The 25,488-nt window shown below is 70.4% G+C and carries 22 protein-coding genes; 3 read left to right on the top strand and 19 right to left on the bottom strand.

Annotated elements, in window-relative coordinates:
* The first annotated feature begins 30 nt into the window (after positions 1 to 30).
* Positions 31 to 1,692: an alkaline phosphatase D family protein gene (locus ACIQPR_RS31105; RefSeq protein WP_403655014.1), complete on the top strand. Its 1,662-nt coding sequence runs from the start codon at positions 31 to 33 to the stop codon at positions 1,690 to 1,692.
* Here the strand turns inward: ACIQPR_RS31105 and ACIQPR_RS31100 are convergent, their stop codons facing one another.
* Positions 1,693 to 2,262, bottom strand: a complete 570-nt coding sequence (locus ACIQPR_RS31100; RefSeq protein ID WP_403655012.1) for a dienelactone hydrolase family protein — start codon at positions 2,260 to 2,262, stop codon at positions 1,693 to 1,695.
* Between the two features lie 29 nt (positions 2,263 to 2,291).
* On the opposite strand from ACIQPR_RS31100, the gene ACIQPR_RS31095 reads away from it, so the two are divergent.
* On the top strand, positions 2,292 to 3,362 hold the full coding sequence (locus ACIQPR_RS31095) for a mechanosensitive ion channel family protein (RefSeq protein ID WP_403655010.1): 1,071 nt from the start codon (positions 2,292 to 2,294) through the stop codon (positions 3,360 to 3,362).
* Positions 3,363 to 3,383: 21 nt separating this feature from the next.
* Here the strand turns inward: ACIQPR_RS31095 and ACIQPR_RS31090 are convergent, their stop codons facing one another.
* The 6 genes from ACIQPR_RS31090 to ACIQPR_RS31065 form a co-directional block, all read right to left on the bottom strand.
* A complete protein-coding gene (locus tag ACIQPR_RS31090) occupies positions 3,384 to 4,124 on the bottom strand; it encodes an SDR family NAD(P)-dependent oxidoreductase (RefSeq protein ID WP_403655008.1) in 741 nt (246 codons plus the stop codon).
* A 46-nt stretch (positions 4,125 to 4,170) separates the two neighbouring features.
* A complete protein-coding gene (locus tag ACIQPR_RS31085) occupies positions 4,171 to 5,760 on the bottom strand; it encodes a Na+/H+ antiporter (protein WP_403655006.1) in 1,590 nt (529 codons plus the stop codon).
* 92 nt (positions 5,761 to 5,852) lie between these two features.
* The gene (locus tag ACIQPR_RS31080; protein ID WP_403655004.1) at positions 5,853 to 6,332 is read right to left on the bottom strand and encodes a GNAT family N-acetyltransferase; all 480 of its coding nucleotides are present in this window, start codon (positions 6,330 to 6,332) and stop codon (positions 5,853 to 5,855) included.
* Positions 6,329 to 7,273: an RluA family pseudouridine synthase gene (locus ACIQPR_RS31075; protein ID WP_403655002.1), complete on the bottom strand. Its 945-nt coding sequence runs from the start codon at positions 7,271 to 7,273 to the stop codon at positions 6,329 to 6,331. Before ACIQPR_RS31075 ends, ACIQPR_RS31080 begins: the two co-directional genes overlap by 4 nt.
* A gap of 73 nt (positions 7,274 to 7,346) precedes the next feature.
* Positions 7,347 to 7,922 (bottom strand): signal peptidase II, encoded by a 576-nt coding sequence (gene lspA, locus ACIQPR_RS31070; RefSeq protein ID WP_403655000.1) that lies wholly within the window; start codon positions 7,920 to 7,922, stop codon positions 7,347 to 7,349.
* Between the two features lie 62 nt (positions 7,923 to 7,984).
* Positions 7,985 to 9,019 carry a TraR/DksA family transcriptional regulator gene (locus tag ACIQPR_RS31065; protein WP_403654998.1) on the bottom strand — a complete coding sequence of 345 codons (1,035 nt, stop codon included), beginning with the start codon at positions 9,017 to 9,019 and terminating at the stop codon, positions 7,985 to 7,987.
* A gap of 616 nt (positions 9,020 to 9,635) precedes the next feature.
* Between ACIQPR_RS31065 and ileS the strand changes: the two genes are divergently transcribed.
* Positions 9,636 to 12,773 (top strand): isoleucine--tRNA ligase, encoded by a 3,138-nt coding sequence (gene ileS / locus ACIQPR_RS31060; protein ID WP_403654996.1) that lies wholly within the window; start codon positions 9,636 to 9,638, stop codon positions 12,771 to 12,773.
* Between the two features lie 157 nt (positions 12,774 to 12,930).
* On the opposite strand, the gene ACIQPR_RS31055 is transcribed toward ileS, so the two are convergent.
* The 12 genes from ACIQPR_RS31055 to murF form a co-directional block, all read right to left on the bottom strand.
* Entirely contained in the window at positions 12,931 to 14,175 is a 1,245-nt protein-coding gene (locus ACIQPR_RS31055) for a DivIVA domain-containing protein (protein ID WP_403654994.1), read from the bottom strand.
* A gap of 52 nt (positions 14,176 to 14,227) precedes the next feature.
* Positions 14,228 to 14,518: a YggT family protein gene (locus tag ACIQPR_RS31050; protein ID WP_019067748.1), complete on the bottom strand. Its 291-nt coding sequence runs from the start codon at positions 14,516 to 14,518 to the stop codon at positions 14,228 to 14,230.
* Between the two features lie 50 nt (positions 14,519 to 14,568).
* Positions 14,569 to 15,210, bottom strand: coding sequence for a cell division protein SepF (locus tag ACIQPR_RS31045; RefSeq protein WP_026178397.1), 642 nt, complete (start codon positions 15,208 to 15,210; stop codon positions 14,569 to 14,571).
* A gap of 128 nt (positions 15,211 to 15,338) precedes the next feature.
* On the bottom strand, positions 15,339 to 16,058 hold the full coding sequence (locus ACIQPR_RS31040; RefSeq protein WP_403654991.1) for a YggS family pyridoxal phosphate-dependent enzyme: 720 nt from the start codon (positions 16,056 to 16,058) through the stop codon (positions 15,339 to 15,341).
* Positions 16,059 to 16,064: 6 nt separating this feature from the next.
* A complete protein-coding gene (pgeF, locus tag ACIQPR_RS31035) occupies positions 16,065 to 16,793 on the bottom strand; it encodes a peptidoglycan editing factor PgeF (RefSeq protein WP_403654989.1) in 729 nt (242 codons plus the stop codon).
* On the bottom strand, positions 16,790 to 17,980 hold the full coding sequence (ftsZ, locus tag ACIQPR_RS31030) for a cell division protein FtsZ (RefSeq protein ID WP_403654987.1): 1,191 nt from the start codon (positions 17,978 to 17,980) through the stop codon (positions 16,790 to 16,792). Before ftsZ ends, pgeF begins: the two co-directional genes overlap by 4 nt.
* A 276-nt stretch (positions 17,981 to 18,256) precedes the next feature.
* On the bottom strand, positions 18,257 to 19,051 hold the full coding sequence (locus ACIQPR_RS31025; RefSeq protein WP_403654985.1) for a cell division protein FtsQ/DivIB: 795 nt from the start codon (positions 19,049 to 19,051) through the stop codon (positions 18,257 to 18,259).
* A 25-nt stretch (positions 19,052 to 19,076) separates the two neighbouring features.
* Positions 19,077 to 20,168 carry an undecaprenyldiphospho-muramoylpentapeptide beta-N-acetylglucosaminyltransferase gene (gene murG, locus ACIQPR_RS31020; protein WP_403654983.1) on the bottom strand — a complete coding sequence of 364 codons (1,092 nt, stop codon included), beginning with the start codon at positions 20,166 to 20,168 and terminating at the stop codon, positions 19,077 to 19,079.
* 6 nt (positions 20,169 to 20,174) lie between these two features.
* Complete coding sequence (gene ftsW / locus ACIQPR_RS31015) at positions 20,175 to 21,542, bottom strand: putative lipid II flippase FtsW (protein WP_403654981.1); 1,368 nt, start codon at positions 21,540 to 21,542, stop codon at positions 20,175 to 20,177.
* A gap of 21 nt (positions 21,543 to 21,563) precedes the next feature.
* Positions 21,564 to 23,006 carry a UDP-N-acetylmuramoyl-L-alanine--D-glutamate ligase gene (gene murD / locus ACIQPR_RS31010; RefSeq protein ID WP_403654979.1) on the bottom strand — a complete coding sequence of 481 codons (1,443 nt, stop codon included), beginning with the start codon at positions 23,004 to 23,006 and terminating at the stop codon, positions 21,564 to 21,566.
* Positions 22,988 to 24,061 (bottom strand): phospho-N-acetylmuramoyl-pentapeptide-transferase, encoded by a 1,074-nt coding sequence (gene mraY, locus ACIQPR_RS31005; protein WP_403654977.1) that lies wholly within the window; start codon positions 24,059 to 24,061, stop codon positions 22,988 to 22,990. The genes murD and mraY overlap by 19 nt, the downstream gene beginning before the upstream one ends.
* Positions 24,058 to 25,464 carry a UDP-N-acetylmuramoyl-tripeptide--D-alanyl-D-alanine ligase gene (gene murF, locus ACIQPR_RS31000; RefSeq protein ID WP_403654975.1) on the bottom strand — a complete coding sequence of 469 codons (1,407 nt, stop codon included), beginning with the start codon at positions 25,462 to 25,464 and terminating at the stop codon, positions 24,058 to 24,060. The genes mraY and murF overlap by 4 nt, the downstream gene beginning before the upstream one ends.
* Positions 25,465 to 25,488 lie beyond the last annotated feature (24 nt).

Below are 25,488 nucleotides of genomic sequence, written 5' to 3'. Positions count from 1 at the left end.
CGTTGATACCGGTCAGTAACCTGTTCGCTCGTGACCAGTCGATACAGAGCAACCGAAGGCGTCAACTCGCCCTTCCCGCGCCGCCGTACGGTCGTCAAGGCCGCTGCCGCCACCGCCGTGCTGGCCGGCCCGCTCGTCGCCGCGCTGCCCGCCGGGGCCGCGACCGAGGCCCCCGCCTTCCTGCACGGCGTCGCCTCCGGGGACCCGCTCCCGGACGGCGTCCTGCTGTGGACCCGGGTGACACCCACCGTCGAGGCGGTCCCCGGTTCGGGGCTCGGCCCGGACACCGAGGTGAGCTGGACCGTCGCCACCGACAAGGCGTTCACCAGCATCGTCGCCAAGGGCTCGCTCACCGCGAGTGCCGCCTCCGACCACACCGTCAAGGCCGACATCCGCGGCCTGGCCCCGGCCACCGACTACTTCTTCCGCTTCTCGGCCGGCGGCACCGACTCCCCCACGGCGCGCACCCGCACCGCGCCGGCGGCGGACGCCGACGTGAGCGGTCTGCGCTTCGGAGTCGTCACCTGCGCCAACTGGGAGGCGGGCTACTTCGCGTCGTACCGCCATCTCGCCGGCCGGGGCGACCTCGACGCCTGGTTGCATCTGGGCGACTACATCTACGAGTACAAGTCCGGCGAGTACGCGGCGCGCGGCACGGTCGTACGGCCGCACGCGCCGCTGAACGAGATCATCACGCTCGCCGACTACCGCACCCGGCACGGCAAGTACAAGACCGACCCCGACCTCCAGGCGCTGCACCTGAAGGCACCGGTCATCGCGATCTGGGACGACCACGAGTTCGCCGACAACGCCTGGTCGGGCGGCGCGGTCAACCACACCGAGGGCGCCGAGGGCACCTGGACCGCGCGTCAAGCCGCCGCGAAACAGGCGTACTTCGAGTGGATGCCGGTCCGCCCCGCCATCGCGGGCACCACCTACCGCCGGCTGCGCTTCGGCAAGCTCGCCGACCTCTCCCTCCTCGACCTGCGCTCCTTCCGTTCGCAGCAGGTGAGTTCGGGCAGCGGCTCGGTCGACGACCCGGACCGGACGATCACGGGCCGCGCCCAACTCGACTGGCTGAAGGCCGGGTTGAAGGCCTCGGACACCAAGTGGCGGTTGGTCGGCAACTCGGTGATGATCGCGCCGTTCGTCATCGGCTCGCTCACCGCCGATCTGCTCAAGCCGCTCGCCAAGCTGCTGGACCTGCCGCAGGACGGCATCGGCGTCAACACCGACCAGTGGGACGGCTACACCGACGACCGCCGTGAACTCCTCGCCCATCTGCGCTCGAACGCGATCGGCAACACGGTCTTCCTCACCGGCGACATCCACATGTCCTGGGCCAACGACGTGCCGGTGGACGCCGGCACGTACCCCCTGTCGCCGTCGGCCGCCACGGAGTTCGTCATCACCTCGGTGACCTCCGACAACCTCGACGACATCGTGAAGGTCCCCGAGGGCACGGTCTCCGCGCTCGCCGCCCCGCTGATCCAGCTCGCCAACCGGCACGTCCACTGGGTCGACACGGACCGCCACGGCTACGGCGTCCTCGACATCACCGCCGACCGGGCGCAGATGGACTACTACGTCCTGTCCGACCGCACCTCGGCCACCGCGACCTCGTCCTGGGAGCGGTCGTACCGCACGCGCAGCGGCACGCAGAAGGTCGAGCGGACGTACGACCCGGTGTAGCTAGAGGCTGTCCAGGAAGCCGAGCGCCACCCGCCAGGTGGCCTCGGCGGCCTCCTCGTCGTAGTCCGGGAGGCCGGGGTCGGTGTACAGGTGGCCCGCTCCGGCGTACCGGTAGATCTCGACGTCGGCACCGGCTCTGCCCATCTGGAGGTACCAGGAGCTGAGCCAGTCGTCGGTCTCGAACTGGTCCGGCTCGGCGACATGCAGCTGGACCGGCAGGTCGTCGACGGAGGCGGTGGCCGCGATGTCGGAGGTGCCGTGCAGGAGCAGCAGCCCGCGCGCCTTCTCGTCGCCGAGGGCGAGGGTCTGCGCGATGGAGGCGCCGAGCGAGAAGCCGGCGTAGACGAGCCCGCGCTCGGAGTAGGGGGCGGCGGCCAGCACCGCACGCTTCAGCAGCTCGTCCTTGCCGATCCCCTCGTTGAAGGCCATGCCCTCCTCGACCGTCTCGAACGTGCGCCCCTCGAAGAGGTCCGGCGTCCACACCTCGTGGCCCGCGGCGCGCAGCCGGTCGGCGGCCTCGCGCACCGCCGGGCGGAGTCCGTACGTCGAGTGGAAGAGCATGATGTTCATGAAGCCATCGTGCCAGTACGGTCTGACACATGGAGAACGTGCTGCGCCCGCTGATCGTCATCGGCGGCTCCGTCGTCCTCACGCTGCTCATCGGCTGGGTCACCGACCTGCTGCTGCGCAAGGCGGACGCCCGCCACGACGACACCACGCTGTGGGGCCTGCTGCGCCGCGGCCGTGTCCCCTACCAACTGCTGCTCTGCGCGGCCTTCCTCAGGGGCTCCTACGACCAGGCGCAACTGCTTGAGGAACACCGGGTCGGCATCGGCCAGACCCTGACCCTGGTGCTGATCGGCGCCACCGCCTGGCTGATGATCCGGGTCGCGGCGGCGATCGTGGAGTCGTCGTACGCGCGCTACGCCCGCGCCTCCCGCGACGCGGCCCGGGTCCGCCGGGTGCGGACCCAGGTGACGCTGATCACACGCGTGGTGGCCGCGATCGTCGGGGTGGTGGCGATCGCCGCGATGCTGCTGACGTTCCCCGCGATGCGCGCGGCCGGCGCCTCGCTGCTGGCCTCGGCGGGCGTCCTCGGCATCGTCGCCGGTGTGGCCGCGCAGTCCACGCTCGCCAACCTCTTCGCGGGCCTCCAGATCGCCTTCGGTGACATGGTCCGCATCGGCGACACCGTGGTCGTGGACGGCGAGTGGGGCACGATCGAGGAGATCACGCTGACCTTCCTGACGGTACGGACCTGGGACGAGCGCCGGATCACCATGCCGGTGTCGTACTTCACGTCCAAGCCGTTCGAGAACTGGTCGCGCGGCACCCCGCAGATGACCGGCATCGTCTACTTCCAGGTCGACCACTCGGCGCCGGTCGACGCGATGCGCGAGCAGCTCCGCGAGATCCTGCGCGCCTGCCCCGAGTGGGACGGCCGCAAGTACGGCCTGGTCGTCACCGACACCACCCCGAACACCATGGAGGTACGGGCCCTGGTGACGGCGAAGGACGCGGACGACATCTGGACGGTACGGGTCACGGTCCGCGAGCAGATGATCCGCTGGCTGTACGCGGAGCATCCGTACGCCCTGCCCCGGGTCAACACGGCGGACGCGGCCCCGGTCCCGGACGAGCCCCCGTCCCCGAGTCCGAACCGGGGCTGAGCGACCCGGGGTGCGGGTGCCTCAACGCCCGCGCTCCGCCCCGCCGTTGACCTGGATCACCTGTGCGGTGACATGGCCGGCCGCCGGGGAGGCCAGCCAGTGCAGGGTGCCGGCCACGTCACCGGGAGTACCGGCGCGGCCGGTCGAGGTGTCCCGGATCATCCGCTCGCGGCGGGCCTCGGCGATCTCGGGCCCGAAGAACTCGGTGTCCTCGATGTACCCGGGCGCGACCACGTTCACGGTGATCCCGCGCGGCCCGAGGTCCCGGGCGAGATCGTAGGCGTACGGGTGCAACGCGGCCTTGGCGCCGCCGTACGCCCCGCTGCCCGAACCCCGGTACGCGGCGATGGAACTGACGAACAGCACCCGCCCGCCCGGTTCCGCGAGCCGTGCCTTCAGGGCCTCGGTGAGGAGCGCGGCGCTGAGGGTGTTGATCCGGAAGTTGACGGTCCAGTCGTGCGCGACGGCGTCCAGCGCGTCACCGCCGACGCGCCCCGGCTCCAGCGTCCCGTTGCCGCCCGCGCTGTGCACCAGCACGTCCACCGTGCCGAACTCCTCGGCGACGAACCGCGCGACCGCGCGCACCACTTCGGGCTCGCTCAGATCCCCGGCGTACGTCAGCGCCCCGGGCACCCCGGCCTTCTCCAGCACCTCCCGCCGCCGCCCGAGCAACAGCACCCGGTCGCCGCCGGCCGCGAAGGCATGCGCCGCGGCGAGCCCGATTCCCGTACCACCACCACTGATCACCACATTGCGAGCCATGGCACGAGCCTACAAAGGAATCCAAGTGCCCGCAGGCAAGGGCGACTTACCGCAGGCTGCGCACATCGAGATGGCGCAGCACCCGGTCCACGATCTCCGGATCCGCCCCCGGCTCGCTCCGCGCGGCCAGCACCTCGTGCCGCGCCGCGCTCATCATCTCCGACTGGATCCGCCGCATCCGCTTCACCCGCTGCACCCGCTGCACCCGCTTCTCGTACGCCTCCCGCCGCTCCCCGACCTCGGGCGAGATCCGCACCCCGATGTCGAACGCCCGGCGCAGCAGCTGCTCGGACACCTCCTCCGGCAGCTCCTCCACGTCCTCGATCTCCCGCAGCCGCCGCTTCGCGGCCTTCGCCGCCCGCACCGCGAGTTCCTTCTCGAAGGCCTGCTCGCTGTCGGTGTCGGCCCGCACCCCGAGCCGCTTCACCAGCCAGGGCAGGGTGAGCCCCTGAAGGACGAGCGTCGCCATGATCACCCCGAACGCGATGAACACGATCTCGTCCCGGTCCGGGAACGCCGATCCGTCGTCCATGGTCAGCGGGATCGCCAGCGCCAACGCGACGGACGCCACCCCGCGCATCCCGGCCCACCACATGATCACGGTCTCCCGCCAGGAGGTCGGGATCTCCTCGTCGTAGTCCCGCTTGGCGTGCAGCCGTTTCGTCAGCCAGGTCGCCGGCAGCAGCCACGCCAGCCGTACGACCACGACGACACCGACGATCGCGGCGGCCCAGCCCAGCATCTCGCCCCAGCGCCCGGACGCCGTGCGGATCGCGTTGTGCAGCTCCAGCCCGATGAGCCCGAAGGCGACCCCGGTGACCAGGGTGTCGACGACGTCCCACACGGTCCCGCCGGCCAGCCGGGTCAGGACGTCGTCGGCACCGAAGGCGTACTCGGACAGGAACAGCGCGGTGGTGAGCACGGCGAGCACCCCGGAGCCGTGCAGTTCGTCGGCCAGGACGTACGAGGCGTACGGCACCAGGAGGGTCAGGCCGATCTGGAGGGTGGCGTCGTCCAGGGCCGACATCAGCTTGTTCGCGGCCCACCCCAGGGCCAGCCCGATGGCCACGGCGACGACGGCGGAGAGCACGAAGTCGAGCCCCGCGCGCCAGGGGTTGAACGATCCGCTCACGGCCGCGGCGATCGCCACGTGGTAGAGCACGATGGCCGTGACGTCGTTGAAGAGGCCCTCGCCCTCCAGGATCGACACCAGCCGCCGCGGCAGGCCGAGTTGACCGGCGACGGCGGTCGCGGCGACCGGGTCGGGCGGCGCCACCAGCGCGCCGAGCGCCACGGCGGCGGCGATGGGGAGCCCCGGCACGATCGCGCTCGCGACGAAGGCCACGGCGAGGGTGGTGACGAAGACCAGCGCGACGGCGAGCAGGAAGATGGGCCGGATGTTGGCGGTGAACTGCCGCCAGGAGGTGCGCCGTACGGCCGCGTAGAGCAGCGGTGGCAGCAGCAGGGGCAGGATCAGGTCGGGCGGGACGTTCACGTTCGGCACGAAGTCGGCCACCGCGAGGACCATCCCCAGGAGGGTCATGAGCACCGGCGCCGGCAGACCGAAGCGGTCCCCCAGCGGGACGCTCACCACGGCCCCCAGCAACAGGACGAACAACAGGGCCAATTGATCCACGGTCAGGGCTCCGGCGGGATCTCGACGTTCGGTTCACACAACGGACGCCCAAAGCCTGCCACGCCGCCCGCCCGACCGGCTCTTGCGACGCCCTACGGCTGGTGGAGCGCGCGCCGCATCGCCCGGTGCGGGATGCCCGCGTCCGGGAACTCCGGGCCGTACGCCTCGTACCCGAGCCGTTCGTAGAACCCCAGCGCGTGGGTCTGGGCGTGCAGATCGACCGCCGCCAGGCCACGCGCGCGTGCCGCGTCCTCGATGGCCCGCACCAGCGCGATCCCGACCCCGAGCCCCCGTGCCTCCTTGGCGACGGCGAGCCGCCCCAGGGAGCCCACGGTCGGATCCCCGCCGGTCTTCGCCGCGGCGGCCTCGCCGTGCAGCAGCCGGCCGGTGCCCAACGGCACGCCGTCCTCGCGCACGGCGAGCACATGCGTCGCCACGGCGTCGTACGCGTCGTACTCGATGTCCTGGGGCACGCCCTGCTCGACGACGAAGACCTCCTTGCGCACCGTGAAGCAGGCCTCCCGGTCGGCCGGGTCCTCGGCGACGCGCACCGCGTAGGGCGTGGGGCTCATGCGTAGGTCTCCTCGCGCACCAGGTCCAGGGCCTGCTGGAGGTCGTCCGGGTACTCGCTCTCGAACTCGACCCACTGGCCGTCGGCGGGGTGCTCGAAGCCGAGCCGGACGGCGTGCAGCCACTGGCGGGTCAGCCGCAGCCGCTTGGCGAGCGTCGGGTCGGCGCCGTACGTCAGGTCGCCGACGCACGGGTGGCGGTGGGCGGCCATGTGGACGCGGATCTGGTGGGTGCGGCCGGTCTCCAGCTTTACGTCGAGCAGGGAGGCCGCGCGGAACGCCTCGATGAGGTCGTAGTGCGTGACGGACGGCTTGCCCTCGGCGGTGACCGCCCACTTGTAGTCGTGGTTCGGGTGGCGGCCGATGGGGGCGTCGATGGTGCCGCTGGTCGGGTCGGGGTGGCCCTGGACCAGCGTGTGGTAGCGCTTGTCGACCGTGCGCTCCTTGAACTGGCGCTTCAGCGAGGTGTACGCGCGCTCCGACTTGGCGACGACCATCAGGCCGGAGGTGCCCACGTCGAGGCGGTGCACGATGCCCTGGCGCTCGGCGGCGCCGGAGGTGGAGATCCGGTACCCGGCGGCGGCCAGGCCGCCGATGACGGTCGTGCCGGTCCAGCCGGGGCTGGGGTGGGCGGCGACGCCGACCGGCTTGACGATCACGATCACATCGTCGTCGTCGTAGACGATCTCCATGCCCTCGACCGGCTCGGCGACGATCTGCACGGGCGCGGGCGCCTGCGGCATCTCGACTTCGAGCCAGGCCCCGCCGTGCACGCGCTCGGACTTCCCGACCACCGAGCCGTCGACCGTGACCTTCCCCGCCGCGGCCAGCTCGGCGGCCTTCGTGCGGGAGAAGCCGAACATCCGGGAGATGGCGGCGTCGACCCGCTCGCCCTCCAGACCGTCGGGCACGGGCAGGTTTCGGATCTCGGGAACTGTGCTCACCCGGTCGAGTATGCCGGACGGGTCCGACAGCGCCGTACCGGAGCCCGTGCGCGCGGGCCCCTCGGACCGGTGCTCAGTCCTTGTGGACGGTGCCGTCCGGGTCGAGGCCGCGGAAGGAGAGCAGCACGATCAGGATGCCGCCGCAGACGATCGCCGAGTCGGCGAGGTTGAAGACGGCGAAGCCCTTGGGCGCGATGAAGTCGACGACCTCGCCCTGGAAGATGCCGGGCGAGCGGAAGATCCGGTCGGTGAGGTTGCCGAGCGCGCCGCCCAGCAGCAGCCCGAGCGCGATGGCCCACGGCAGGCTGTAGAGCTTGCGGGCCAGCCGGGCGATCACCACGATGACGGCGGCGGCGATCATCGTGAAGATGACCGTGAAGGCCGCGCCGAACCCGAAGGCCGCGCCGGGGTTGCGGATCGCGTGGAACTCCAGCCAGTCCCCGAAGACCTCGATCGGCGCGTGGTGCTCCAGCTTCGCCACCACGAGCAGCTTGCTGACCAGGTCGAGGGTGTAGGCGAACGCGGCCACCGCGAACAGCACCGCGATCCGGCGCCTGCCCCTGGGCCGCGCGGTCCCGCCCCGCTCCGGCTCGGCCCCCGCCGCCTCTGGGGTATCCGGCGTACCGATGATGCGCTCCGCCTCTGCCACGTGAGTCCCTCGAACCTAGGTACCTGACTGAGGAAGAGGGTACGGCACGCCTCTCGGCACCCTCAGTACCGGCGTTCCTGCTTCTGCTTGCACTCGACGCACAGGGTGGCCCTCGGGAAGGCCTGCATACGCGCCTTGCCGATCGGGTTGCCGCAGTTCTCGCACAGGCCGTACGTGCCCGCGTCCAGCTTGCCGAGGGCGCGCTCGGTCTGGATCAGCATCTCGCGCGCGTTGGCGGCGAGCGCCATCTCGCTCTCCCGCGTGATGTTCTTGGTGCCGGTGTCGGCCTGGTCGTCGCCGGCGCCGTCCCCGGAGTCCCGCATCAGACCGGCCAGCGCCCGCTCGGTGGAGGTGATCTCCTCGCTCAGCCGCTCGGCGTCGGCCTTCAGCTCGGTGCGGGCCTCCTCGACCTCCTGAGGCGTCCAGGGGTCCTCGCCCGGGCGGACCGCCAGCTCGCCCGGCCCGGCCGCCGCGGCGAGCCGCGCCTTGGGAACCGGTGTCTTCGCCGCCGTGGCCGTGCCAGGAGTCTTCTTCGCAACCACCGTCGTGGCTCCCGTCTGCTCCGCGGCCCGCGCCGCACCCGCCGTTGCCTTCTTGGCCGCACTCTTCGTGCGCTTCGCGCTGTTCGTCGTCCCGGCGGTCGCCGTCGCCCCGGCCGCCGACTTCACGGCCGCCTTCTTGGCCACCGCCTTCTTCGCCGCCGCTTTCTTCGCCACGGCCTTCTTGGCCACGGCCTTTTTCGCCACGGCCTTCTTGGCTGTCGGCTTGGTCGTCGGCTTCTTGGCCGCCGGCTTCGTCGCGGTCGATGTCGTCGATGTCGATGTCGTGGCCGTCCCCGGAGCCGATTTCGCTGCGGTCGTCGTGGCCGCCCCCTTCGGGGACCCGCCGAGGGCGACGGCTGTCTTCGGGGCCGCCGTCTTCTTCGCGGCGGCCTTCTTCACGGTCGTCTTCTTCGCGTCGGTCCCCTTCTCGGAACCGGTCCCCTTCCGCGGATCCGTCCCCTTCCCCGAACCGGTCGCATGCCCCGAAGAAGCCGTCTTCGTAGCGACCGCCTTCTTCGCCGCGGTCTTCTTCGTTGCGGTCTTCTTCGCCACCATGGCCGCGGCCCCTTCACATTTTGTGATCACGCACGCGAATCGTGCTGGGACGATAAATCGACTTGAGTCCCGCGGCAACGGGGCACGCCGCCCGATTCGTCCACCCTTCCGGCCCCGCGCGGCGAGCCTTCATCCGTTGTGCCCAGCTCCCCGCCGGGTAATCCGCCGGGCCCAGCGCCCCGGAAACCGAACGCGCGTTCAGCGCCATTCGAGTCATACGGCGGCCCGGGAAGCCCCCGCGCCAAGCACCCGCCGAGGGCCTCGTAAAACCGGTCCGCCGCTGTCGGCGCGGGCCCGTACACTGGGCGGAGCGAGAAGCGTGGATGGGGACGAGTAGCGACGTACGCAGCCCAGAGCGACCCGGGGACGGTGGAAGCCCGGGGGCGAGCGCGACGTGAAGATCACCCCGGAGCCGCCGGAAGAAACCCGCAGCCGACCGGCCGCGGCGAGTAGACCCGGTATCGCGACCCCAATGAGGGGGCTCACTGGCGCGCAGGGTGCACCGGGGAGCCAAGGAGGGTGGTACCGCGGGAGCGCGCCGCACACGGCGTACGGAAAGTCGTAGCTCTCGTCCCTCCGGACGGAAGGCAGAAAGTCCGCCGGAGGAAGCTCGCTGATGACAACGCCGACGTACCGCCAGGTGCCCGCCCAGGTCGACCTGCCCGCGCTGGAGCACGCCGTGCTCGACTTCTGGCGCGATCAGAAGATCTTCGCCAAGACCCTGGACCAGTCCGAGGGGCGCCCCGAGTGGGTGTTCTACGAGGGCCCGCCCACGGCCAACGGCATGCCGGGCGCCCACCACATCGAGGCGCGCGTCTTCAAGGACGTCTTCCCCCGCTTCCGGACCATGCGCGGCTACCACGTGGGCCGCAAGGCCGGCTGGGACTGCCACGGCCTCCCGGTGGAGCTGGCGGTCGAGAAGGAGCTGGGCTTCACCGGCAAGCAGGACATCGAGGCGTACGGCATCGCCGAGTTCAACGCCAAGTGCCGCGAGTCCGTGACCCGGCACACCGACGCCTTCGAGGCGCTGACGACCCGCATGGGGTACTGGACGGACCTCGAAGACCCGTACCGCACGATGGACCCCGAGTACATCGAGTCGGTCTGGTGGTCCCTCAAGGAGATCTTCGACAAGGGCCTGCTGGTCCAGGACTACCGCGTCGCCCCCTGGTGCCCGCGCGACGAGACGGGCCTGTCCGACCACGAGCTGGCACAGGGCTACGAGACGGTCGTCGACCCCTCCGTGTACGTCCGTTTCCCGCTCACCTCCGGTCCGCTGGCCGGTCGTGCCGCGCTCCTGGTGTGGACGACGACCCCTTGGACGCTGGTGTCCAACACGGCCGTCGCCGCCCACCCCGAGGTGACCTACGTCGTCGCCACGAACGGTGAGGAGCGGCTCGTCGTCGCCGAGCCGCTGCTCGCCAAGGCCCTCGGCGAGGGCTGGGAGACCACCGGCGAGAGCTTCACCGGCGCCGAGATGGAGCGCTGGACCTATCAACGTCCGTTCGAGCTGGTTGAGTTCCCGGAACCCGCCCACTACGTGGTGAACGCGGAGTACGTGACGACCGAGGACGGCACGGGTCTGGTCCACCAGTCCCCCGCCTTCGGCGAGGACGACCTCAAGGTCTGCCGTGCGTACGGCCTGCCCGTCGTCAACCCGGTCCGCCCGAACGGCACGTTCGCCGAGGACGTCCCGCTCGTGGGCGGTGTCTTCTTCAAGAAGGCCGACGAAAAGCTGACGGAGGACCTCAAGGAGCGCGGCCTCCTCTTCAAGCACATCCCGTACGAGCACAGTTACCCGCACTGCTGGCGCTGCCACACCGCGCTGCTCTACTACGCGCAGCCCTCCTGGTACATCCGCACCACGGCCGTCAAGGACCGCCTCCTCCAGGAGAACGAGAACACCAACTGGTACCCGGACACCGTCAAGCACGGCCGGTACGGCGACTGGCTGGACAACAACATCGACTGGGCGCTGTCCCGCAGCCGCTACTGGGGCACCCCGCTGCCGATCTGGCGCTGCGCGGAGGACCACCTCACCGTCGTCGGCTCCCGCGCGGAGCTGACCGAGCTGACCGGCACCGACCAGTCGGCGCTGGACCCGCACCGCCCGTTCATCGACGCGGTCACCTTCGCCTGCCCCCAGTGCGGGACCACGGCCACGCGCGTGCCCGAGGTCATCGACGCCTGGTACGACTCGGGTTCGATGCCGTTCGCGCAGTGGGGCTACCCGCACAAGAACAAGGAACTCTTCGAGTCCCGCTACCCGGCGCAGTTCATCTCCGAGGCCATCGACCAGACCCGCGGCTGGTTCTACACGCTGATGGCCGTCGGCACCCTGGTCTTCGACAAGTCGTCGTACGAGAACGTGGTCTGTCTCGGTCACATCCTCGCCGAGGACGGCCGCAAGATGTCCAAGCACCTGGGCAACACCCTGGACCCCATCCCGCTGATGGACCGTCACGGCGCGGACGCGGTGCGGTGGTTCATGGCGGCGGGCGGCTCCCCGTGGGCGGCGCGCCGGGTGGGCCACGGCACGATCCAGGAGGTCGTCCGCAAGACGCTCCTGACGTACTGGAACACGGTCGCCTTCCAGGCCCTGTACGCCCGTACGTCCGACTGGGCGCCGAGCGCGGCGGACCCGGCCCCGGCCGACCGTCCGGTCCTGGACCGCTGGCTGCTGTCCGAACTCCACGCGCTCACCGACCAGGTGACACAGGCTCTGGAGTCCTACGACACCCAGCGCGCCGGCAAGCTCCTGTCGGCGTTCGTCGACGACCTCTCCAACTGGTACGTCCGCCGCTCCCGGCGCCGCTTCTGGCAGGGCGACAAGGCCGCGCTGCGCACCCTGCACGAGGTCGTCGAGACGGTCACCCAGCTGATGGCCCCGCTGACCCCGTTCATCACCGAGCGGGTCTGGCAGGACCTAGTCGTCCCGGTGACCCCGGGCGCCCCGGAGTCGGTCCATCTGTCCTCGTGGCCGGAGGCGGACCTGTCCGTCATCGACCCGGAGCTGTCGAAGCAGATGGTCCTCGTGCGGCGACTGGTGGAGCTGGGCCGGGCCACGCGCGCGGAGTCGGGCGTCAAGACGCGGCAGCCGCTGTCCCGCGCGCTGATCGCGGCGACGGGCTTCGCGGCCCTGGACCCGGAGCTGCACGCGCAGATCACGGAGGAGCTGAACGTCGAGGGCCTGGCCTCGCTGAGCGAGGTCGGCGGCTCGCTGGTCGACACCACGGCGAAGGCCAACTTCCGCGCCCTGGGCAAGCGGTTCGGCAAGCGCGTCCAAGAGGTCGCCAAGGCCGTCGCGGACGCCGACGCGGCCGCCCTGTCCCTGGCGCTGCGCGAGGGCACTGCGACCGTCGAGGTGGACGGCGAGACCATCACGCTGGCTCCGGATGAGGTGATCATCACAGAGACCCCGCGTGAGGGCTGGTCCGTGGCCTCCGACTCAGGGGCGACGGTCGCGCTCGACCTGGAGATCACCGAGGAGCTGCGGCAGGCGGGCCTGGCCCGTGACGCGATCCGGCTGATCCAGGAGGCCCGCAAGAACAGCGGCCTGGACGTGGCCGACCGGATCGCGCTGCGCTGGACGTCGACCGATCCGGAGGTCATCGCCGCGCTGGCCGGGCACGCGGCACTGATCGCGGACGAGGTGCTGGCGACGGACTTCGCGCAGGGCGAGGCGGACGACGCGTACGGCTCCCCGTTCACGGACGAGGGGCTGTCGCTGGTGTTCCGCCTGCGCAAGGCGTAGCCACCCCGCCGAACCGAGAGAGGGCCCGGTCTCCGTGGAGGAGGCCGGGCCCTTTCTCGTCACCCGGGCCGGACCGCGCCAAAGGGCGGGGCCCCGGAATCATCCGGGGGCCCCGCCCTTTGAACGCTGCCGACGCCCGAGGCGTACTAGAGGCCGGTCAGTTGTCGTCCTCGTCGATCAGGAAGCCGCGCATCGGCGAGGGAGCCTGGCCCATCGGGGAGGGGCCCTGCGGCCGTACCGGAGCCATCGGCTGGGTCATGGCCGGGGACATCTGCTGCTGGCCGCCGTAGGACGGGCCGGCCGGAGCCGGGCCGCCTCCCATGCTGCCCATGCCACCCATGCCCTGCGGGCTGCCGTACGACGGGGCGCTCGCGCCGGCCGGGGCCATCGAGGGCGCCGGGGACGGCGGAAGCGACGCGGCGGCCGGAGCCCGCGGCGGGGCCAGCGAGTCGTCGGCCTGGGTCTCCAACTGGCGCAGCTGGGACTCCAGGTAGGACTTCAGACGCGTGCGGTACTCGCGCTCGAAGCCGCGCAGGTCCTCGACCTTGCGCTCCAGCGTGGCGCGGGCGGACTCCAGGGAGCCCATCGCGACGCGGTGCTTCTCCTGCGCGTCCCGCTCCAGGGCGTCGGCCTTGGCACGGGCGTCGCGCTCCAGACCCTCGGCGCGCGAACGGGCCTCGCCGACGATCTTGTTGGCCTCGGAACGGGCCTCGGCGATCGCCTGGTCGGCGGTCTGCTGGGCGAGCGAGAGGACTCGGGCGGCGCTGTCGCCACCGGGGCCCTGCTGCGGCATGCCGCCGCCCATGGGTCCGCCCATGCCCATCTGCTGCATGGGGGGCTGGCCCATCTGACCCTGCATCGGGCCCTGGCCCATCTGCTGCATCTGGCCCTGCATCGAACCCTGGCCCATCTGGCCCTGCATCGGACCGGGACCCATGGGGCCCTGTCCCATCGGACCCTGGCCCTGCGGGCCACCCTGGCCGCCGGGGCCGGGCGGCAGCTGCGGGGCGCCGCTCGGCAGCTGGGGCGGGCCGCCCATGGGGCCGCCCATCTGCTGCTGCGGCGGGCCCGATATGCCGGCGGGCACCGGGGCGCCCGGACCGCGCATCCCCTGCTGGGGCATACCTTGCGGGGGCATGCCCTGCTGGGGCATCCCCTGTTGCTGCATGCCGCCCTGCTGCTGGTCCTGTTCGGGGGGCTTGCGCATGTTCTGCTGGTTCTGCGCCGCGGCGCGCGTGGCCGCGGCCAGTTTGGCGCGCAGGTCCTCGTTCTCGCGGAGCAGGCGCGTCAGTTCGGCTTCGACCTCGTCGAGGAAGGCATCAACCTCGTCCTCGTCATAGCCTTCTCGGAGGCGGACGGTCGTGAACTGCTTGTTCCGCACGTCCTCGGGGGTCAACGGCATCTCTTCACCTCAACGTAGTCATCGGCAGTCGGCAAGACCGTATCGTCCACTGTCACCCCGCGAGATTGCCCACGATAGAGATCAAGATGTAGACGATGATCATCAGGACGAAGAAGGACAGGTCGAGCGCCACGCCCCCGAGACGCAACGGCGGAATGAACCGCCGTAGAAGCTTCAACGGTGGATCGGTGACAGTGTAGGCGGCCTCCAGAACGACCACCATCGCCTTGCCGGGTTGCCATGAGCGGGCGAACTGGAAGACGTAGTCCATGACCAACCGGAAGATGAGCACGATGAGGAACACCATCAGCGCGATGTAGATCACCTGCGCGAACACGCTCATGGTCTGTGTTTCCCTCTCCCCTGTTCCGTGCTTCCTAGCGGCTGTCTGTCTCAGCTCTGATTGAAGAACCCGCCCTCTGCGATGCGGGCCTTGTCCTCCGCCGTGACATCGACGTTAGCAGGCGACAACAGGAACACCTTCTGCGTCACCCGCTCGATGCTGCCGTGAAGACCAAACACCAAACCGGCCGCAAAGTCGACAAGTCGCTTGGCGTCTGTGTCATCCATCTCAGTCAGATTCATGATCACCGGGGTGCCTTCACGGAAGTGTTCCCCGATGGTACGGGCCTCGTTGTAGGTCCGGGGGTGAAGTGTGGTGATCCGGTAAGGCTCTCGTTCCGACACGACCTTGGGCATGATCACCGGTGCGTTCTTCTCCAGGGACTGGCGTTCTTGTGTGATGGACGCCACGGGCGCGATGCGCGCCGGACGCCCCGATTCCGCACCCAGTGAAGCGGAATGGGACACCGGGTCGCGAGGGGCCGGAGGCTGCACCACTCGTACCGGTTCGTCCCTTTGGGACTGATGTGAACTGTGCGCCTGGTGCGACGGCTCATGCCGCCGCCGGTCCCGCTCGGGCTCCGGGTCCAGTTCGGGTTCGAAGTCGTCATCGGGGTCGAAACCCCGGCCGTCGTACCCATCGTCCTCCACGAGGCCGAGGTAGACCGCCATCTTGCGCATCGCGCCGGCCATTCTCTGAGTCCTCCGCTCTGTGGTGGATCGGCTGACGACTGCCAAGTGCCCGCGATCCACGAGGTCGTTACGCCCGCCTTCGGCGGCAATGACCATATTTTCTGCTGTGGTCCGACTTCCTGGCGACGTTACCCGAGCCCGGGGCGGACGCCGAGTACCGCAGTGCCGACGCGCACATGTGTCGCTCCGGCCGCCACGGCCTGTTCGAGGTCCGCACTCATCCCTGCCGACACCATGTTCGCAGCCGGATGGGCTCGGCGCAGGTCAGTCGACAAATCCATCAACCGCCCGAACGCCTCCTGTTGGCGTCCCGCGTACTCCCCGGTGAGCGGGGCCACGGTCATCAGTCCGTCGAGCCGCAGTCCCGGGGAGGCGGCCACCAGGTCGGCCAACTCCGCGATCCCGCCCGGCCCCACGCCACCGCGCTCGCCCCGCCCGCTCACTCCCGCGTCGAGCGCGACCTGGACGAGACAGCCCAGTTCGCGTCCGGACCGCTCGGCCTCCTTCGACAGCGCGGTCACCAGCCGGGCCCGGTCGACCGACTGCACGACATCGGCGTAACCGGCCACGGATCGCACCTTGTTGGTCTGCAACTGACCGACGAAGTGCCAACTCAGCGGCAGATCCGCGCATTCGGCCGCCTTCGGGGCGGCGTCCTGGTCCCGGTTCTCGGCGACGTGCCGCACCCCGAGTCCGGCCAGCGTCCGTACGTCGCTCGCCGGATAGGTCTTGGTGACCACGATCAGGGTCACCTCCTCGCGCTTGCGCCCGGCCGCGGCACAGGCGGCGGCGATGCGCTCCTCCACTTTCGCCAGATTCGCGGCGAGTTCGTCCCTACGGTCCGTCATGCGCCTTCAGTCCAGCCACACATAGCTCGCGAGCCGTCCGGTGGTGCGGTCGCGGCGGTACGAGAAGTGGTCGTCCGATTCACGGGTGCACACCGGCGACCGCTCCCGGTCGCGCACCCCCAGCCGGTCAAGCTGCGCGTGCGCTCCGGCGGTCACGTCGACCGAGGGAGTGCCCCAACTCGTCTCGGCGTACGCCGTCGGCTCCACGGCGGCGACGTCGGCGCGCATGTCGGCGGGCACTTCGTAGCACCGGCCGCAGACGGCGGGTCCGGTGCGGGCGACGACCCGGGCGGGATCGGCGCCGAGTTCCACCATGGCCCGTACGACGGCGGGTACGACCCCCGCCACCATGCCCGGGCGCCCCGCGTGGGCCGCGCCCGCGATCCCGGCGACCGGGTCGGCGAGCAGGACGGGTGTGCAGTCGGCGGTCAGCACCGCGAGGGCGAGGCCACGCCGGGCGGTGACGAGCGCGTCGACCGAGGGGATGTCGGAGGTGCCCCAGGGCTCCTCGACGACCGCCACGTCGGCGCCGTGCACCTGGTTCATCCAGACCACCAGCGCCGGGTCCAGGCCCAGCGACTTGGCGGCCAGTTCACGATTGGTACGGACGGCCTCGGGGTCGTCGCCGACCGCGCCGCCGAGATTGAGCTCCTCGTACGGAACGGCGCTCACCCCGCCCCACCTGTCGGTGAAGGCGAAGTGCGCGCCGCTCACGGTGTCGAACTGCCCTATCACTTCAGGAAGTCCGGTACGTCCAGCTCCTCCGCGGCGCTGTCCGAGTAGGTCCGCGACGGCGGGACCGGCGGGGCGACCGGGAGGTCGGCGACCGGCTCCTGGGCGGGCTCCGGCTCCTCCTTGGGCTTGACGCTGCCGAGCGAGCCGAAGGACGGACGGCTCTCGGGCTGCCGTACCGGGGTGGGCTCGTCGCGGCGGGCCGAGGACGAGCTCATGCCGGTCTCGCGGCGGGTCGGCGGCTGGCCGCCGTCGAAGCCGGCCGCGATCACGGTGACGCGGACCTCGTCGCCGAGGGCGTCGTCGATGACCGCGCCGAAGATGATGTTGGCCTCGGGGTGGGCGGCCTCGCTGACCAGTTGGGCCGCTTCGTTGATCTCGAACAGGCCGAGGTCGGAGCCGCCGGAGATGGACAGCAGGACGCCCCGGGCGCCGTCGATGGAGGCTTCGAGGAGCGGCGAGGAGATCGCCATCTCGGCAGCCGCCACCGCGCGGTCGTCGCCGCGGGCCGAGCCGATGCCCATGAGGGCCGAACCGGCCTCGGACATCACGGACTTGACGTCGGCGAAGTCGAGGTTGATCAGGCCGGGGGTGGTGATCAGGTCGGTGATGCCCTGGACGCCGGAGAGCAGGACCTGGTCCGCCGACTTGAAGGCGTCGAGGACGGAGACCTGGCGGTCCGAGATGGACAGCAGCCGGTCGTTCGGGATGACGATGAGGGTGTCGACCTCTTCGCGGAGTTCGGCGATGCCGTCCTCCGCCTGGTTGGCCCGGCGCCGTCCCTCGAAGGTGAAGGGGCGGGTGACCACGCCGATGGTGAGGGCGCCCAGGGAGCGCGCGATGTTGGCCACGACGGGTGCGCCGCCGGTGCCGGTGCCGCCGCCCTCGCCGGCCGTCACGAAGACCATGTCGGCCCCCTTGAGGACCTCCTCGATCTCCTCGCGGTGATCCTCGGCGGCCTTGCGGCCGACGGCCGGGTTGGCGCCGGCGCCGAGCCCGCGGGTGAGTTCGCGTCCGACGTCGAGTTTGACGTCGGCGTCGCTCATCAACAGCGCCTGCGCGTCGGTGTTGATGGCGATGAACTCGACGCCCTTGAGGCCGACCTCGATCATCCGGTTGATGGCATTGACACCACCGCCGCCGACACCGATGACCTTGATGACTGCGAGGTAGTTCTGCGGTGCTGCCACGTCGAAGGCCTCTCGCCTCGAATTACGTCGCCGTCACCGTGCGGTTCCGCGCGGGACGGCAGATGCCGAATGGGACGGTCCGTAGCGCCGACCCGAACCCTAACGTTGAAGTTTAGGGTTACCAGTGTGTCCGTTCCTTGAAGTCTTCTGAACAGGACACTAAGTCGACAAGTGGCGCGCGTTCAACGAACACGCCGAACCTCCCGTTTTTCTTTTCACCCTATGTGATCAGCCGTAGCGCTGCCCAACCAGGGTGCTGGCCTGCGCGAATGTGCGTCAACTCCCGGCTGACGCAGGGGCGGTGGGAACACTCACGTCGAAGTGCCGTGCCCCGGAAGCTGCTTTCATGAGAGCGGTGAGCGTACGCGCCTTCGCGGCACCCTTGTCGCCGCTTCCCCAGGAGACGGTCCGGCCGCCGCTCAACTCCAGCGAGATGTCGTCGTAGGAACGGACCTTGACGACCTGGGTGTCGCGCGCGACGGCGGCCGGAATGTCACCCGCGACGCGCACCGCCTCGCGGACGAGCCGGTCCTCGCCGAAGCGGCGCAGGCCGGCCGCGGACGAAGCCGTCGGAGAGAGTGTCAATTCGAGGGTGGGGACGGACTTCGGCGGTGTGGAAACGGTGGCGAATCGCACGCCGTCGTCGTCCACTTCGATGAAGTTTCCGCCCTTTTTCACCACCAGGACCGGGCTGCGTTCGGTCACTTTCAGCCCGATTCCATGAGGCCAGGAACGGACTACGTCAACGGTGTCAATTCGGGGCAATTTCTTACGGAGTCGGGCTTCGATCGCATCGGTGTCGACGGAAATGAGCGGTCCGCCGACCGGCACTCCGGCGGCTTCGCGCACCTGCTCCGGCGTCAGCACCTCGGTCCCGGAGACCGACACCTTCTCGACCCGCAGCCACTGCGAGCCGTAGAGCAGCCAGACGGTGGCCGCTCCCAACAGGACTGCGGCGAGGGCGAGTACGACAATCAGACGAAGGCGGCGGCGCCCCAGACGCCGGACCAGGGGCGGGCCGGACGACTCCTGCTGGCGTTCACCGCGCTCGGCGGTCGTCGGTCCGGCCACGATCCCCTGCCTCTCTCACATATGGCTAGCGGTGCCGCGAGGCGATCGCCTCGTACACCATGCCGACGAGCAGGTCGTCGGCGTCCCGGCGGCCGAACTCGCTTGCCGCGCGCGACATCTCGTACAGCCGGTGCGGGTCGGCGAGCACGGGCAGGACGTTGCCCTGGACCCACTCGGGCGTCAGTTCCGCGTCGTCGACCAGGAGTCCGCCGCCGGCCTTCACCACCGGCTGGGCGTTCAGCCGCTGTTCGCCGTTGCCGATGGGCAGCGGGACGTAGGCGGCCGGGAGTCCGACGGCGGAGAGTTCGGCGACGGTCATCGCGCCCGCGCGGCAGAGCATCATGTCGGCCGCGGCGTACGCGAGGTCCATCCGGTCCACGTACGGTACCGGGATGTAGGGGGGCATCCCCGGCATCTGGTGCACCTGCGGCAGTTCGTTCTTCGGGCCGACCGCGTGCAGGATCTGGATTCCGGCCTGCTGGAGGTACGGCGCGACCCGCTCGACCACCTCGTTGAGGTGCCGGGCGCCCTGCGAGCCGCCGGAGACCAGCAGCGTCGGCAGGTTGGGGTCGAGGCCGAACGCGGCCCGGGCCTGGGGCCGTACGGCCGCGCGGTCCAGGGTGGCGATCGTGCGGCGCAGCGGGATGCCGATGTAGCGGGCGTCGCGCAGCTTGCTGTCCGGCGTGGAGACGGCCACCTGGGCCGCGTACCGCGAGCCGATCTTGTTGGCCAACCCGGGCCTGGCGTTGGCCTCGTGGATCACGATCGGCACCCCGAGGCGCTTGGCCGCGAGATAGCCGGGCAGCGCCACATAGCCGCCGAAGCCGACGACCGCGTCCGCCTTGGTGCGCTCCAGGATCTGCTCGGCGGCCTTGATCGTGCCGCGCAACCGGCCCGGCACGGTGATCAGTTCCGGGGTGGGCTTGCGGGGCAGCGGTACGGCGGGGATCAGCGCGAGTTCGTAGCCCCGCTCGGGTACGAGGCGGGTCTCAAGGCCGCGTTCCGTGCCCAGGGCCGTGATCCCCACGGTGGGGTCCTGCCTGCGCAGGGCGTCCGCGAGGGCGAGCGCGGGCTCGATGTGGCCGGCGGTCCCCCCACCGGCGAGTACGACATGCACCGAAATTCACCGCTCTCCGGACGAACGCGCCGCCGAGGCACGCCGTCGCATCGTGTTCCATCTGCGGGGGCTCCGGCCGGAACCGGGTCCCCTGGCCCCCCGCTTTCTACCAAAGCGGGGTTGCCGCATCGCAAGCGCCGCCCGCGCAGCGGGGTCGTCGCGCGCGAAGGCGATCAGCAACCCGATGGCGAACATGGTCGGCAGCAGGGCGGAACCCCCGTAGGAGAACAGCGGGAGCGGGACGCCGGCGATCGGCAGCAGGCCGAGCACCGCACCGATGTTGATCACCGCCTGAGCGGTGATCCAGGTGGTCACGCCTCCCGCGGCATACCTCACGAAGGGGTCCTCCGTGCGTCCGGCCACGCGGATACCCGCATAGCCTAGAGCCGCGAAGAGGGCGAGGACCGACAGCGTGCCCGCCAGGCCCAGTTCCTCACCGGTGACGGCGAAGATGAAGTCGGTGTGGGCTTCGGGGAGTTGACCCCATTTCTCCACACTCGCCCCGAGCCCGGAGCCGAAGATCCCGCCGGACGCGAGCGCGTAGATCCCGTGCACGGCCTGCCAGCAGTCGGCGACCCCGGTCTTGGGCTCGGTGGCGCCGATGCAGGCGAGCCGGGCCATCCGGTTGGGGCTGGTCTTGATCAGGATCACAGCGATCACACCCGCGATCGACAGCACCCCGGCGAAGAGCCGGGTCGGCGCCCCGGCCAGCCAGAGCAGGCCGAACAGGATGGCGGTGAGGATGATCGCCGTCCCCATGTCGCCGCCGAGCATGATCAGTCCGAGCAGCATGAACGCGACCGGCACCAGCGGCACCAGCATGTGCTTCCACTGGGACAGCATCGCCTTGTCCTGCTTGCGGGCCAGCAGGTCGGCGCCCCACAGCACGAGGGCCAGCTTGCCGAACTCGCTGGGCTGGATCTGGAAGGAGCCGCCGAGCGAGATCCAGTTGCGGTTGCCGTTGACCGACATCCCTATCCCCGGCAGCTGCACCAGCGCCATCATGAAGACGGCGCCCGCGAGGATCGGATAGGCCAGCGCCCGGTGCAACTTGACCGGCATCCGCGAGGCGGCCAGCGCCATCACCCCGCCGATACAGGCGGCGAGAAACTGTTTGCGGAAGAAATACGAGCCGGGCAGGGAGAGTTGGAGCGCGGTGATCTGGGAGGCCGAGTAGACCATCACCAGACCCAGCACGGTGATCAGCACACTGCCGCCGGCGATCAGGTAGTAGGCGGTCAGCGGCCGGTCCCAGGCCCTGCGCGCGTTGGCGTACAGCCGTCGTACGGGGTTGTCGCGTACGGTCCGTGCGGCGGCGGGACGTCTGGGGGTCCGTTGCTGCACGGGCGGCCGGCCGGTACGGCTACTGGGCATCAGCGCCTCCGCTCACGTCGGTCAGGCGCCGAGTTCGCGAACCGCCTGGGCGAACGCGTCACCGCGCTTGTTGTAGTTGGCGAACATGTCCATGGAGGCGCAGGCCGGGGCGAGCAGCACCGTGTCGCCGGCGGCGGCGAGCCGCTGTGCCTCCTGGACAGCCGCGAGCATCGCCCCAGTGTCGGTCCGGTCGAGGTCCACGACGGGTACTTCCGGCGCGTGTCGCGCAAGGGCTTCCCGGATGAGCGCACGATCGGCGCCGATCAGCACCACGCCCCGGAGCCGCCGCGCCGACTTGGCGACCAGTTCGTCGAAGGTGGCGCCCTTGGCGAGTCCGCCCGCGATCCACACGATCGACGCGTAGGCCGCCAACGAGGCTTCCGCCGCATGGGTGTTGGTGGCCTTGGAGTCGTCGATGTACGCGACACCGTCCACATCGGCCACGTGCGCGATCCGGTGCGCGTCGGGCGTGAAGGCCCGCAGCCCGTCCCGTACGGCCTTGGCGGGCACCCCGTAGGCGCGCGCGAGGGCGGCGGCGGCAAGGGCGTTGGCGATGTTGTGCGGGGCGGGCGGCTCGACGTCGGAGATCTCCGCCAGCTCCTGCGCGTTGCGCTGCCGGTCCTCGACGAAGGCGCGGTCGACCAGGATGCCGTCCACGACGCCGAGTTGGGACGGCCCGGGGCTGCCGAGCGTGAACCCGATCGCCCGGCACCCCTCCTCGACGTCGGCCTCGCGGACCAGGTCCTCGGTGGCCTTGTCGGCCACGTTGTAGACGCAGGCGACCCGATTGCCTTCGTAGATACGGCCCTTGTCGGCGGCGTACGCCTCCATGGAGCCGTGCCAGTCGAGATGGTCGGGTGCCAGGTTCAGGACGGCGGCCGAGTGGGCGCGGACCGAGGGCGCCCAGTGGAGCTGGTAGCTGGACAGTTCGACGGCGAGGACGTCGTACTCCTCGTCGCCGAGTACCGCGTCGAGCACCGAGACGCCGATGTTGCCGACCGCCGCCGTGCGCAGGCCGCCCGCCTTCAGGATGGAGGCGAGCATCTGGACGGTGGTGGTCTTGCCGTTGGTGCCGGTGACGGCCAGCCAGGGAGCTGGTTCTGTACCGTCCCGGCCGCGCAGACGCCAGGCCAGCTCCACGTCGCCCCACACCGGGACGCCCGCCTGACGGGCCGCCGCGAACAGCGGCTTGTCGGGCTGCCAGCCGGGGGTGGTGACGATCAACTCGGTGCCGTCGGGCAGGGTCGCGCCGTCGCCCAGGCGCACGGTGACGCCGAGCGCCTCCAGGTCGGCGGCCTGGGCCCGGGAGCGCTCGTCGGCGCCGTCGTTGACGACCGTGACGAGCGCGCCGAGGCCGTGCAGGACCTTGGCCGCCGGGATGCCGGAGACACCGAGTCCGGCGACGGTGACGTGCTTGCCCTCGAAGGAGGGCCCCTGCCCTTCGGTCACTTTTCCGCTGCCCATCCCGCGTAGAAGAGGCCCAGGCCGACGATCACGCAGATGCCCTGGATGATCCAGAAGCGGACCACCACGAGCACTTCGGACCAGCCCTTGAGTTCGAAGTGGTGCTGGAGCGGGGCCATGCGGAAGACCCGCTTGCCGGTCAGTTTGAAGGAGCCGACCTGGATGACCACCGACATGGTGATGAGGACGAACAGGCCACCCATGATGGCGACCAGCAGCTCGGTGCGGGAGAGGATCGCCAGACCGGTGAGGACACCGCCGAGGGCCAGCGAACCGGTGTCCCCCATGAAGATCTTGGCCGGCGAGGTGTTCCACCACAGGAAGCCCAGGCAGGCCCCCATCAGCGCGGAGGCGATGACCGCGAGGTCGAGCGGATCGCGCACCTCGTAGCAGGCGTTCGGGTTGGTCAGGGTCTGCGCGTTGGCGCAGGACTCCTGGAACTGCCAGACACCGATGAAGGTGTAGGCGCCGAAGACCAGCACCGAGGCGCCGGTGGCCAGGCCGTCCAGACCGTCCGTCAGGTTCACGCCGTTCGACATCGCGAGGATCATGAACAGCGCCCAGATCACGAACAGGATCGGGCCGATCTTCCAGCCGAAGTCCGTGATGAACGACAGCTTCGTGGAGGCCGGGGTGTTGCCGCGGGCGTCCTGGAACTGGAGGGCGAGCACCGCGAAGCTGATGCCGACGATCAGCTGGCCGGCCATCTTCGCCTTGGCCCGCAGGCCCAGCGAACGCCGCTTGACGATCTTGATGTAGTCGTCGAGGAAGCCGACCAGGCCCATCCCGACCATCAGACCGAGCACCAGCAGACCCGAGTAGCTCGGGGTGTAGCCGGTGATGACCTTGGACAGGAAGTAGGCGGCCACCGTCGCGAAGATGAAGGCGATACCGCCCATCGTCGGCGTACCGCGCTTGCTGGCGTGCTCGCGCGGGCCGTCGTCGCGGATGTACTGGCCGTAGCCCTTGCGGGCCAGCAGCTTGATCAGCAGCGGGGTGCCCACCAGGGTCAGGAACAGGCCGATGACTCCTGAGAACAGGATCTGCTTCATCATCGGGCGGCAACCTCACCCTCGGTACCGGCCTCGACGAGCGCCTGCGCCACGCTCTCCAGACCGACCGACCGGGACGCCTTCACGAGAACGACGTCTCCCGGGCGCAACTCGCTGCGCAACAGGTCGACCGCCGCCTGTGCGTCGGACACGTGCACCGACTCCTCACCCCACGAACCCTCGTTATATGCGCCCAGTTGCAGCCAGGACGCTTCCCTGCCCCCGACCGCGACGAGCTTGCCGACATTGAGCCGGACGGCCAGCCGTCCGACCGCGTCGTGCTCGGCGAGCGCCTCGTCCCCGAGCTCGGCCATCTTGCCGAGCACCGCCCAGGTCCGCCGCCCCTTGCCCATGGCCGCGAGCGCGCGCAAGGCGGCTCGCATGGACTCGGGGTTCGCGTTGTAGGCGTCGTTGACGATGGTCACGCCGTCCGGCCGCTCGGTGACCTCCATCCGCCAGCGGGAGAGGGAGCCCGCCTCCGAGAGCGCGGTGGCGATCTCGTCTGCGGACATGCCCAGCTCATGGGCGACGGCGGCGGCGGCGAGCGCGTTCGACACGTGGTGCTCACCGTACAGGCGCATGGTCACTTCGCTGCACCCGGAGGGTGTGCGAAGGCTGAAGGCGGGCTGTCCGCTGTCCGTGAGTCTCACGTTCTCGGCCCGTACGTCCGCTTCGCCGGACTCTCCGAAAAGGATCACCTTCGCCTTCGTACGGGACGCCATGGCCCGTACGAGCGGATCGTCCGCGTTGAGGATCGCGGCGCCCCCTTCGGGGAGGGCCTCCACGAGTTCGCCCTTTGCCTGTGCGATCTGCTCCCGGCCGCCGAACTCCCCGATGTGGGCGGTCCCGACGTTGAGGACGAGGCCGATCCGCGGGGGCGTCAGATCCGTGAGGTAGCGGATGTGACCGATCCCGCGGGCGCCCATCTCCAGGACGAGGAACCTCGTCTCGTCGGTGGCGCTCAGCGCGGTCAGCGGCAGCCCGATCTCATTGTTGAACGATCCCGGTGTGAACACCGTGGGCGCCTTGCGCGAGAGCACCTGGGCGATGAGGTCCTTGGTGCTGGTCTTGCCCGCCGATCCGGTCAGGGCGACGAGGGTCGCGCCGAGCCGTCGTACGACATGGCGGGCGAGGGCGCCCAGGGCGCTCTGGACGTCGTCCACGACGATCGCGGGGACGCCGACCGGGCGGGACGCCAGGAGGGCCACCGCGCCCGCCTCGACGACGGCCCGCGCGAAGTCGTGGCCGTCGACGCGCTCGCCGACGAAGGCGACGAAGAGGCTGCCTGGTTCCACTTCCCTGGAGTCGCGGACCACCGGGCCGGTGACCTGGACGGACGGATCCGGTATGTCGTGCGTCTGCCCGCCGACGACTGCTGCGATCTCGGCGAGGGAGAGGGCGATCACAAGTTCATCCCCTGGGTCTTCAGG

This window comes from Streptomyces sp. NPDC091280 (assembly GCF_044768565.1).
Classification (GTDB): Bacteria; Actinomycetota; Actinomycetes; order Streptomycetales; family Streptomycetaceae; genus Streptomyces.
The sequence above is the reverse complement of the archived record's forward strand: the minus strand, read 5'-3'. Positions and strand labels throughout refer to the sequence as shown.